General features: G+C 75.3%; 6 protein-coding genes. 1 reads left to right on the top strand and 5 read right to left on the bottom strand.

Annotation, left to right across the window (positions count from 1 at the left end; genetic code table 11):
• Nucleotides 1–64 precede the first annotated feature (64 nt).
• Both K7396_RS22000 and mfd read right to left on the bottom strand, forming a co-directional pair.
• A complete protein-coding gene (locus tag K7396_RS22000) occupies nt 65–397 on the bottom strand; it encodes a helix-turn-helix domain-containing protein (protein ID WP_086718217.1) in 333 nt (110 codons plus the stop codon).
• 724 nt (nt 398–1,121) lie between these two features.
• Complete coding sequence (gene mfd, locus K7396_RS21995; protein WP_086718216.1) at nt 1,122–4,667, bottom strand: transcription-repair coupling factor; 3,546 nt, start codon at nt 4,665–4,667, stop codon at nt 1,122–1,124.
• Between the two features lie 331 nt (nt 4,668–4,998).
• Here mfd and K7396_RS21990 point away from each other — a divergent pair, with 331 nt between their 5' ends.
• The gene (locus K7396_RS21990) at nt 4,999–6,627 is read left to right on the top strand and encodes an MFS transporter (RefSeq protein ID WP_373866954.1); all 1,629 of its coding nucleotides are present in this window, start codon (nt 4,999–5,001) and stop codon (nt 6,625–6,627) included.
• Nucleotides 6,628–6,629: 2 nt separating this feature from the next.
• On the opposite strand, the gene K7396_RS21985 is transcribed toward K7396_RS21990, so the two are convergent.
• The 3 genes from K7396_RS21985 to K7396_RS21975 form a co-directional block, all read right to left on the bottom strand.
• The gene (locus K7396_RS21985) at nt 6,630–7,616 is read right to left on the bottom strand and encodes a coiled-coil domain-containing protein (protein ID WP_086718215.1); all 987 of its coding nucleotides are present in this window, start codon (nt 7,614–7,616) and stop codon (nt 6,630–6,632) included.
• Between the two features lie 162 nt (nt 7,617–7,778).
• Nucleotides 7,779–8,714: an LCP family protein gene (locus tag K7396_RS21980; protein ID WP_174886976.1), complete on the bottom strand. Its 936-nt coding sequence runs from the start codon at nt 8,712–8,714 to the stop codon at nt 7,779–7,781.
• Between the two features lie 248 nt (nt 8,715–8,962).
• Nucleotides 8,963–11,896 carry an SUKH-4 family immunity protein gene (locus K7396_RS21975; protein WP_170314299.1) on the bottom strand — a complete coding sequence of 978 codons (2,934 nt, stop codon included), beginning with the start codon at nt 11,894–11,896 and terminating at the stop codon, nt 8,963–8,965.

Here is an 11,896-nt window from a genome sequence, read left to right as displayed (position 1 = left end):
CGGTCTGGCCGGACCGGACGCCCCCTCGGGCGAGGGGACTGCCCGCGTCCGGCCGGGGAACCCGTCAGGCGGCGGACACCTCGCCGGCCCCCGGGTCATGGGGCGGCGAGCCCGCCGCGAGGCTCCAGCGGCAGTCCGGCGACGGGCACAGCTGATCGTGATGGAGTGCGGAGACCATGGCGGCCTGGAGCCGGGTGCTCTGACCGGTCTTGATCAGGATGCGCGAGATATGCGCCTTGACCGTGCGTTCGGAGATCCTCAGCCGCCGGGACAACTCCCCGTTGGACGGGCCGCCGCCGAGAAGCAGGAGCACCTGCCGCTCCCGTGCGGTCAGCCGGCTGAGATCCACCGGCCCTTCGAGCGGGCCGTCGTCCGACTCCTGGTACGGGCACGGCATGCCGTTCCTTGCGCGCAAGGACGTCTTCATTTTTCCCCCTGGTCCGGGCCCGGCACGGCGGAACACCGCCGCGCCCGGCCCTGATGGCGCGTCAGTGGTCCGGCACCGTCCCCCGGTCCGGGGCCCCGTCCCGTCCCACTGCCGCTGTCGCGCGCCCGGGTGCCGCCACACCCGGGCCTCCTTCGCCGGGAGCACCTCCTGTCTCCCGGTGTTCCGCCGAGGGCGCGGTGCCGGGCGGCTCCTCGCCGCCCCGGACTCTTCGCACCGGCCGGTCCGTGTCGTCCCGCGCCGGTCCCGCTCCCCCGTCACCACCACCGTCACATCCCCGCGAGCGGCCCCGCATGAGTAGTCGTACCTAGTTCGCGGGACTCTTCCCGACCTCAGCAGACACCAACTGACCTGCGATGACGAAGGGGTTGACGGTGCATCATCCGCCAACGGCGCAGGAGAGTGACGGATACTCAGACACGGTCGGACATCGGCGGAAGAATCGATGGAAAGGCGATGGCCGCCGCCCCCGCGGGCGCGCGGGGGACGGCGTCCGGCTTCCGTGCGAACCGTCCGCGTCATACCGACCATTCTCGCCGGTACCACTGACAATCGGCGCCCGCGCCAGAACGCGTAACGGCCGGCCGGCGGCCCGTCGATCCGTATCGAAGGACCACCGCCCGGCCGTTGCTCCCGCCGGCCCCGGGCCTACGCCCCGCGCGCCACGGGCCCTGCCCTACGAGCCGAGGATGGTGGCCAGGAACTCCCCCACCCACGACAGCAGTTCGCGGCCGACCAGCGGCTTGCCGCCGATCTTGCCGGTGGCCGGGCGCGGCACCAGGATCTGGTGGGTGGCCGGCTTGAGGACCGTACGGGGGTGGAGCCGCTTGAGCCGCAGCTCCTGCGATTCGCGCAACTCCACGGGCCCGAAGCGGATGTTGGAGCCCTGCTGGGTGATGTCCGTGACGCCGCAGGAGCGGGCGAGCATCCGCAGTCCGGCGACCAGCAGCAGGTTCTCGACGGGTTCGGGCAGCTTGCCGTAGCGGTCGACCAGCTCCTCGCGGACGGCCGCGATGTCCTCCTCCGAGGAGGCGGAGGCGATGGCGCGGTAGGCCTGGAGGCGCAGCCGCTCGCCGGGGGCGTAGTCGTGCGGGACGTGCGCGTCGACGGGCAGCTCGATCTTGACTTCGAGCGGCGGCTCCTCCTCCACGCCGCCCTCCAGGGAGGCGCGGTAGTCGGCGACCGCCTCGCCCACCATCCGTACGTAGAGGTCGAAGCCGACGCCCGCGATATGGCCGGACTGCTCGCCGCCGAGGAGGTTGCCCGCGCCGCGGATCTCCAGGTCCTTCATGGCGACGTACATGCCCGCGCCCATCTCGGTGTGCTGGGCGATGGTCGCCAGCCGCTCGTGGGCGGTCTCGGTCAGCGGCTTCTCCGGCGGGTAGAGGAAGTAGGCGTAGCCGCGCTCGCGGCCGCGGCCCACCCGGCCGCGCAGCTGGTGGAGCTGGGAGAGGCCGAAGTTGTCGCCGCGCTCGACGATCAGGGTGTTGGCGTTGGAGATGTCGATGCCGGACTCGACGATGGTGGTGGAGACCAGCACGTCGAACTTCTTCTCCCAGAAGTCCACGACGACCTGCTCCAGCTGGGACTCGCCCATCTGCCCGTGCGCGGTCTGGATGCGGGCCTCGGGCACGATCTCGCGGAGCCGGGCGGCGGCCCGGTCGATCGACTCGACGCGGTTGTGGATGTAGAAGACCTGGCCCTCGCGCAGGAGTTCCCGGCGGATGGCGGCGCCGATCTGCTTCTGCTCGTAGGGGCCGACGAAGGTGAGGACCGGGTGGCGCTCCTCGGGCGGGGTGGTGATCGTCGACATCTCGCGGATGCCGGTGACCGCCATCTCCAGGGTGCGCGGGATGGGGGTGGCGGACATCGTCAGGACGTCGACGTTGGCCCGCAGCTTCTTCAGCTGCTCCTTGTGCTCGACGCCGAAGCGCTGCTCCTCGTCGACGATGACCAGGCCCAGATCCTTGAACTTGGTCTCGGAGGAGAACAGCCGGTGGGTGCCGATGACGAGGTCGACGGAGCCGTCGCGCAGCCCTTCGAGGACGGCCTTGGCCTCGGTGTCGGTCTGGAAGCGGGACAGCGCCCGGACATTGACCGGGAACTGGCCGTAGCGCTCGGTGAAGGTGCCCAGGTGCTGCTGGACGAGGAGGGTGGTCGGGACGAGGACCGCGACCTGCTTGCCGTCCTGGACGGCCTTGAAGGCGGCGCGGACCGCGATCTCGGTCTTGCCGTAGCCGACGTCGCCGCAGATCAGCCGGTCCATGGGAACCGACTTCTCCATGTCCTCCTTGACCTCGGCGATGGTGGAGAGCTGGTCGGGCGTCTCCGCGTACGGGAAGGCGTCCTCCAGCTCGCGCTGCCAGGGGGTGTCCGGGCCGAAGGTGCGACCGGGCGCCGCCATCCGCGCCGAGTAGAGCTTGATGAGGTCGGCGGCGATCTCCTTGACGGCCTTCTTGGCGCGGGCCTTGGTCTTGGTCCAGTCGGCGCCGCCGAGCCGGTGCAGGGTGGGGGCCTCGCCGCCCACGTACTTGGTGACCTGTTCGAGCTGGTCGGTGGGGATGTAGAGGCGGTCGCCGGGCTGGCCGCGCTTGGCGGGCGCGTACTCGACGAGGAGGTACTCGCGGGTGGCGCCCTGGACCGTGCGCTGCACCATCTCGATGTAGCGGCCGACACCGTGCTGCTCGTGCACGATGAAGTCGCCGGCCTCCAGGGTCAGCGGGTCGATGGTCTTGCGGCGGCGGGCCGGCATCCGGGCGCCGTCCTTGCCGGCCGCCTTCTGGCCGGAGAGGTCGGTCTCGGTGAGGACGGCGAGGCGCAGCTCCGGGTCGATGAAGCCGTTGTCGAGGGAGCTGCAGGAGACGTGGACGACGGACGGGGAGAGCTCGGGGAGGTCGGCGTCCAGGCGGGCGGGGATGCCCTCGCCGCCGAGGACCTCGACGGTGCGGGCCGCCGGGCCGTGCCCCTCGGTGAGGAAGACCGTCCGCCAGCCGTCCGCCAGCCACTGCTTGGTGTCGGCCAGCGCCCGCTGGGTGTCGCCGCGGTAGGTGTCGGGGGCGTGCATGCCCAGCTTGAGGGTGTCGCCGTCGCCCTCCAGCGCCTCGCCGGCCGCGAAGGGGCTCACCGACCACCACATCATGCCCAGCTCGCGCGCCCGGTCCCGGACGTCCGCGAGGCCCCACAGCGAGGCGGCGCCCACGTCGATCGGCGCCTCGCCGCCGCCGGCAGTGGCCGCCCAGGACGCCTGCAGGAACTCCTGGCTGGTCGCCACCAGGTCGCCGGCCCGGGTGCGCACCCGCTCCGGGTCGCACACCACCGTCATGCTCCCGGCCGGCAGCACGTCCAGCAGCAGTTCCATGTCGTCCACCAGGACCGGGGCCAGCGACTCCATGCCGTCGACGGCGATCCCCTCGGCGATCTTGCCGAGCAGTTCGCCCAGCTCGGGGTGCTGCTCGGCGAGCGCCGCGGCCCGCTCCCGGACGGGGTCGGTCAGCAGCAGCTCACGGCACGGCGGCGCCCACAGGCCGTGTTCGGCGACCTCCAGGGACCGCTGGTCGGCGACCTTGAAGTAGCGGATCTCCTCGACGTCGTCGCCCCAGAACTCCACCCGCAGCGGGTGCTCCTCGGTCGGCGGGAAGACGTCCAGGATCCCGCCGCGGACCGCGAACTCGCCGCGCTTCTCGACCAGCTCGACGCGGGCGTAGGCGGCCGCCGCCAGACCGTCGACGATCTCTTCGAGGTCGGCGGTCTGCCCCGTGCGCAGGCTGACGGGCTCCAGGTCGCCCAGCCCCTTGACCTGCGGCTGGAGCACCGAGCGGATGGGGGCGACGACGACGGAGACGGGGCCGGCCGTCGGGTCGTCGGCGCGCGGGTGGGCGAGCCGGCGCAGCACCGCGAGGCGCCGGCCGACGGTGTCCGAGCGGGGCGAGAGCCGCTCGTGCGGCAGCGTCTCCCAGGACGGGAACTCCACGACGGAGTGCTCCTCGCCGGCCGGCATCAGGCTGCGCAGGACGGCGGCGAGGTCCTCCGCCTCGCGTCCGGTGGCGGTCACCGCGAGCACCGGGCGGCCGGCCCGGCGGGCCAGCGCGGCGAGCGCGAGCGGGCGGGCGGCGGGCGGGCCCACCAGGTCCACGTGCGGCCGGTTGCCGTCGGCCGCGGCCTGCAGCGCTTCGGCGAGCGCCGGGTCCCGTACGACGGCGTCGAGCAGACCAGTCAGGCTCATCAGAAGGTTCCCGTCCCAGCGAGGCGAACAACACAGCAGCCCGACACGTCGCACGGGCCGGGGTTGCCAAGCGTACGCCCGGCCGTCACCCGAGCGGGCCACAAGCCCGCAGCGGCCCCCACGCGTCGGCCGGGCACGCGCCGGGACCACGGCCTCGACACCCCGGATCCCCGGCGCCCGGCCCCGCTGTGAGGTGGCGCACGCCCCGCCCGCGGGCGCCGGACCACCGCGCCGCGGCGCCCGTCGCGCCGCCCCGCGGCCGGCGGCGCGGTTCCGCAGTCCGCCGCCGCATGGAAGGGTGCACCGTACAAGGACCTGCGGAGGGGGAACGGTGAGCCACAGCGCGCGACCTGCCGGCCACAGCGAACGCGACGGCGTACGGACGACGGGCCCGGCGCCCGCGGACCCACGGCGGCGCCCCGTCGTCGCCGCCCTGATGCTCGGCATGGCGCTGGCCGCCCTCGACTCGACGATCATCGCCACCGCCATCCCGCAGATCGTCGGCGACCTCGGCGGCTTCGCGGTCTTCTCCTGGCTCTTCTCCGGCTACCTGCTCGCCGTCACCGTCACCCTGCCCGTCTACGGCAAGCTCTCCGACACCTTCGGCCGCAAGCCCGTCCTGCTCACCGGCATCGCGCTCTTCCTGGCCGGCTCCCTGGCCTGCGCGGGCGCCTGGAACATGGCCTCGCTGATCGCCTTCCGCATCGTCCAGGGCCTGGGCGGCGGCGCCCTCCAGGGCACCATCCAGACCATCGCCGCCGACCTCTACCCGATGAAGGAACGCCCCAAGATCCAGGCCAGGATCTCCAGCGTCTGGGCCGCCTCGGCGGTCGCCGGACCCGCCCTGGGCGGTCTGCTCGCCGCCTACGCCGGCTGGCGGTGGATCTTCCTGGTCAACCTGCCGGTGGGCGGGGTGGCCCTCTGGCTGATCGTGCGGCACTTCTCCGAACCGGCCCGGGAAGCAGCGGACGCCGCGGCCCGCCGCCCCCGCGTCGACTGGCCCGGCGCGCTGGCGATCTTCGCCTGCGGCGGGCTGCTGCTGACCGCCCTCGTCCAGGGCGGCGTGGCCTGGTCCTGGCACTCCGCGCCGTCGCTGCTGCTGTTCGCCGGCAGCGCGCTGTGCGCCGCGCTCACCGTCCTCATCGAGCGCCGCGCCGCGGAGCCGATCATCCCCGGCTGGGTCTGGCGCCGCCGCACCATCTCCGCCGTCAACGTCGCGCTCGGCGCCCTCGGCCTGCTGATGGTCGCCCCCACCGTGTTCCTGCCGACCTATGCCCAGGCGGTACTGGGCCTGGGCCCGACGGCGGCCGGCTTCGTGCTCTCCGTCATGACCCTGAGCTGGCCGGTCTCGGCCGCGCTCAGCAGCCACGTCTACAACCGCCTCGGCATCCGCACCTGCGCGGCGCTCGGCATCGGCGCGGCCGGGCTGGTCCTGCTCGCCTTTCCCCTGCTGCCCCACCCCGGCGCCGCCTGGCAGCCCGCCCTGATCATGCTGGCGCTGGGCGCGTCCCTCGGCCTCTTCCAGCTCCCGCTGATCATCGGCGTCCAGTCCTCGGTCGGCTACGCCGAGCGCGGCACCGCCACCGCCTCCATACTCTTCTGCCGCCAGGTCGGCCAGTCGCTGGGCGCCGCGCTCTTCGGCGCCCTCGCCAACGCCACCCTCAACGACCGCCTCGCGCACGCCCCTTCGGACATCCGCCCCGGCCTGCCCGGCGACCTCGACGCGGTCTCGCACACCCTCCAGCACCCCGGCGCCCTCACCGCCCGCGCCACCGACTACCTCCGCGGCGCCGTCGCCACCACGGTCGACCACGTCTACCTGGGCGCCGCCGCGGCCGCCGCCCTCGCCCTGGCCGCCCTGCTGCTGCTCGCGCCGCGCCGCTTCCCGGTGCACGCCGACGCCCGCGGTACGGACGACGGCGAGCCCGCCGGGAAGCCGGCGCCGCGCGGCGGCCGGTGACCTCAGGCGTCCGGTCCGCCGCCCCGGCGGGGCAGCTGGGTCTCCAGGGTGTCCGCCTCATCGGCGGCGCCGTCCCGCGGCTCCCCGGCGCCCTCCTCGTCCTCCTCCGCCACCGGCGCCTTCCCGGTCAGCACCGCCAGGCTGTTGCGGACGTGCGTCATATGGACCCGCACCTCCTCGCGCTCCGTCTCGTGGGCGCGCAGGATCCGCTCCGTGCCCCGCTCCAGGCGCTCCGCCTCCGCACGGGCCCGCGCCAGCAGCCCGGCGGCGCGGTCCTCGCCGTCCTCCTGGCGGTGCCGGGCGGTCTCCTCCGCCTCCGCGTACTGCCGCCGGGCGTCGGCGCGGACCGCCTTCCCGCGGGCGTCCAGCTCCGCGACCCGCCGGTCCGTCTCCTCCTCCAGCGCCGCGAGTTCCCGCCCGGCCGCCTCCCACTCCTCCGTCTGCCGCTTCTCCTGGTCGCTCAGCAACTGCGCGGTGCGCCGGCGCACCTCCGCCAGCCCCTCGGCCGCCTCGCTCCGCAGCCGTTCGGCCTCCTCGGCCGCCACGGCCGCCAGCTCCGTGGCCTCGCCGCGCGCCGCCCGGTCCGTCCGCCGGGCCCGGGTCTCCGTCTCGGCCCGCACCTCCTCGCCCGCCCGCTCGGCCGCGTCCCGCACCTCGTCCGCGTGCCCGGCCGCCGCGTCCCGCAACTCCCCGGCCGCCTCCTCCGCCTCGGTCCGCAGCCGCGCCGCCTCGGACTCCGCGGTCGTCAGGATCAGCCGCGCCTCGCGGCCGAGCGACTCGTACGTCTGCGGCGGCTGCTGCGCCAGATAGGCGCGCAGCCGCGCGAGTTCGGCCTCCATCTCGTTGGACAGGACGGTGAGCCGTGCGGCCCGCTCCCAGCAGGAGTCGCGGTCGATCGAGAGCCCCGTGACCCGGCGGTCCACGTCCTCCGGCCGGTAGCCACGCCCTCGTACGGTCTCGAACCCGTGAGGCGAAACCGATGCACTCATCCCTCAAGCCCCTCTCCGCCGCGCACAGCAGGCGCGCGACCCGCAGCGTTCCGCTTCCATCCGCGTGCTTCCGTGCGGCACCGTGCCGTGACGCGCACTCGCCGGGACCGGGCCGACGCCGCACGCTCACGGCACTCCACCCCGTCCACCCACCAGGATGCGTTATTTGGTGTCAGAAGTCGGAATCCGATCATCTGCGCGCAGCGCCTGGAACAGCCGACTCGCCGCGGTCCCGTCCCACCGCAGCACCGACCCGACACCGCTCACCATCACCCCGGGACGCAGCACCGGAACCGTCGTCGCACTCCCCTCGCCCCCGGCGATCTGCTTCATCGACCAGCCCATATCCAGCACCCGCGCCAGGTCCGTGCCGTCGTCCACCCGCAGCGCCGCCAGCGAGGCGTCCAGCACGCGCTGCAGCCGCGTCGGGTCCAGGAGGATGTCCGGGGAGGCCATCTCGTCGGCAACCGCACCGAGCAATTGCCGCTGGCGCTTCACCCGTCCGAGGTCACCCTCGGGGTCCGCGTACCGGGCCCGTACGTACGCCAGCGCCTGAGTGCCGTTCATCCGCCGGCAGCCCGCCGGGAAGTCGGCCCCCGACCGCTCGTCCCGCAGCGGCTTGTCCAGGCACAGCCGCACCCCCTCCACCGCGTCCACGACCCGCACGAAGCCCAGGAAGTTCACCTCGGCGTAGTGGTCGATCCGCAGACCGGTCGCCTGCTCCACCGTTCGGGTGAGCAGCTGGGGCCCGCCGTCCGCGAAGGCCTCATTGATCTTCCGGTTGCCGTGACCCGGTATCGGGACGTAGCTGTCGCGCGGCAGGCTGACCAGCGTCGGCCCGTGGTCGCCGTAGTGCAGCACCATGATGGTGTCGGTGTTGCGGACGTCGTTGTTGCCGACGTGCAGGTCCCTGCGCTGCCGCGGGGTCAGCCCGGTACGGCTGTCCGAGCCGATCAGCAGCCAGTTCGTGCCCTTGCCCGCGGACGGCCGCCCCGGGTAGTCGCCCAGGGCGTCCATGTGCCGCAACTGCCGCCCCGCCGAGGCGTACAGCCAGGCCCCGACCGCCACCACCGCGACGACCAGCACCAGCAGCGCCACCAGGAGCCACACCAGCCACGCCCAGCGCCGCCGGGGCGGGCCCGGCCCGCGCAACGACCGAGCCGTCCGCCGCCGGTGCCACCAGCGCGGGCGCCCCGGACCGTACGCGGTCGTCGAGGGCGACGACTGCGACAGCGGGGGTATCGGGCGGCCCATACAGGCATGGTCGGGGCACCCGCCCCGTCCCGCAGGTCGAGCGCGCCGGCGCCGGGCCCCTCAGCGGGCCCGGCCGCCCTCCTCCGCCGCTCCTACAGCAGCCCGTCCCACATCTGCTCCAGCAGCACCGACCACCAGGTCTCCGGCGACCCCAGCGCCGGCGGGTCCAGCGCGACCAGCTGCGCCTGGAAGTCGACCGTCCAGCGGCCCGCCTGCTCCGGCGTCAGCCCGTAGCGCAGCCGCCACATCCGCCCCAGCATCGCCAGACACCGCGCGAACTCCGGCAGCCCGGAGTTCACGAACTGCGGCGTCGCGGGCACACCGCCCGGACCGGCCTCCAACGGCACCGCCACGATGTGCCCGGTCCCGTACTGCACACACAGCTGACGGCCGAAGTCATTGCCCATCACCAGGTACGACCCGGCGTCCGAGGCGGGCTGCACCATCCGCTCCGCCGCGAGTTCGGCCAGCGTCGGCACCGGACGGCCCGGCTGCGCCTGCGCCCAGAAGAACGGCCCGAAGTCGACCGGCAGCCCGGACCACACCAGGGTCTGCGCCACCACGTCGGGCACCCCGTGCCGGGAGACCGCCCGCTGGTCGAACCGGAAGATCCCCTGCGGCCCGAACGCCTGCTCCAGCTCCTGCCCGATCAGCTGCGGCGGCACCGGGGGCACCGGCTGCACCTGCGACGGATGCGGCAACGGCGCCCGCACCGGAGCCGGCCGCGCCGGACCGTCCGCGACCTGGTGCAACTCGCCCTGGTGCTCGACGAGGTGCCGTACGCCCTGCTGGCGCGAGGCGTGGTCCCTGCCGTACGCGGCGGTGTGGCTGATCCGCACCTGCGGCCAGTTGTCCCGGATCATCCGGGCGCAGTAGCCGCCCGGCAGATCACAGCACTCCAGCTCCGTGTGCAGCTCCAGCACCTGCTGCGGCGGAACGTTCATCCCGCGCAGCTCGTGCAGCAGCTGCCACTCCGGATGCGGCGTACCCGGCGCCGAACGCCGCACGATCTTCTGCTCGGAGCCGTCCGGCGCGCGGTAGCTGAGCACGGCCATGTAGCCCGGGCCGACCGTCGGCTGACCGCCGGGCGCCTGCGGATAGCCGTAGCCGCCACCGGGCGCCTGGCCGCCGCCCTGCGCGGCGGGCGGGCCCGGCGGAGCCTGCGGCGGGCCGGGCTGACCGGGCGGGGCCTGGGGCGGGGCGGCGGGACCGGCCGACGGGGGCACGGCGGGGCCGCCCGGACCGTCGCCGGGCAGCGCCGCGCCACCGGCGAGCATGGTCGCCGCGGCATGCACCCCGCCACCGGTGCCGCCGGCGGCGGGCGGTGCGGAGGGCGGGGGCGGCGGACCGTCCTGGCCGCCGGAGCCCCGGCCGCCCGCGGACGCGGTGGGCCTGCCGGGCGGACCGGGCGGCTTGGGAGCCCCGGGCGGACCGGGGGGACCGGGCGGACCGGGGGGCCTGGGCGCGCCAGGGGGGCCGGGCGGACCGGGCGGCGCCACGCCGGGGCCGCCGGCCGCGCCGTCCGGCCCCGCCGCGCCCGCGAGCCCGGCCTGCAGGGACGCGCCGTCGGCGAGCATCGTCGCCGCGGCGTGCACCCCACCGGGGCCGGGGCCGCCGGAGGCAGGGCCGGAAGCGGAGGCATCCGTGCCGCCGGAACCGGAACCCGAGGCACCGGCCTCGTCGGTACCACCGGCCGCACCCGTCCCGCCCGGCCCGTCCACCGCGCTGAGATCCAGATCCACCGCGTCCAGCTGCGAGACCATCTGCGTCGGTACGTAGCCACCGGCCGGCGCACCGGACGCACCCGGGCCGGACGCCACGGGGCCGCCCGCCCCGTCCCGCGCGGCCTGCGGCGGGTCCTGCGGCACACCGTCCGGGCCCGCGCCGGGCGGACCCGGCACGCCCGGAGGCGGCGGTCCCGCGGCGGCGTTCCCGGGCAGCGCCGAACCGTCGGCCAGCATCGTGGCCGCGGCGTGCACCCCACCGGCCGCGGGCGGCGTCCCGGGACCGGGCACGCCGGGTCCGGCCGCGGCGGGCGCACCGGCACCGGGCACGGCGACACCCGGGGGCGGCGGTACGTCGACAACCGGCGGCCCCGACGGCGGCGGCAGATCCGACAGCCCCGCGCCCGTCGGCGGCGCGGGCGGCATCGGCGGCGGCAGCGGAACCCCGGCCGGCCCGCCGGCCGGGCGCTCCTGCCCGGCCCCGTCCGGCACGTCCAGCGCGGGCGCCACCTGCGTACGCGGCAACTGGCTGCCGCCCTGCAGCAGTTCGGTCCTGGCCTCGGGCCGGACGCGCGGCGTGCGCGCGGCGTCGTCCTCCTCGTCGGAACCGGCCAGCGGCGGCGCGAAGACCGTCTGGGGCAGCCCCACCGACCGGTCCTCGCTCCCCGCACCGTCGGTCGTGTCCGCCCCGGCCCACGGCTCCGGCGCGCCGGACACACCGGCGCCCGCCTGCGCACCGGCACCGGCCGCCCCGCCGCCGGTGCCGTTCACACTCACCTCGGCCCAGGCATCCGAGGCCGACGCCCCGGCAGCGGGCGCGGACGCAGCGGCAGCAGGAGCCGCCGACACCCCCGGGGCCTCACCGGCAGATCCCACAGGGCCCGCGGAACTCCCGGCCCCCGTGCCCCCGGCACGGGGCCGGACCGCCCCGCCGATCGTGTCCGCCGCCTCCTGCAGCCACTCCGGCGGCGTCAGCAGAAACGACGTGGCCTCCAGGTCGATCCGCTGCGGCGGCACCTCGGGCGCGTACCCGCCGTCCGCGGGGGCGCCGTACTCCTCCTCGAAGCGCCGGATCACCTCACCCACCGGCAGCCCCGGCCACAGCGTCGCCTCCCCGCTGTCCCGCGCGATCACCAGCCGGGACCGGCCGCCCTCCGTCGTCGGGCCGCCCTCCCGGTCCTCGGCCCAGGCCACGAAGCCCAGATCGAACTCCCGCACCCGCACCTCACGGTGCAGCGGCGCCGGGACGTCACCGTTCACCCACCGCTCCGCGCGCTCCTGCGCCTGCGCGAACGTCACCAC

The organism is Streptomyces angustmyceticus (assembly GCF_019933235.1).
GTDB classification, from domain to species: domain Bacteria; phylum Actinomycetota; class Actinomycetes; order Streptomycetales; family Streptomycetaceae; genus Streptomyces; species Streptomyces angustmyceticus.
Note: the sequence above shows the minus strand (reverse complement) of the source record. Positions and strands in the feature narration are given on the sequence as shown.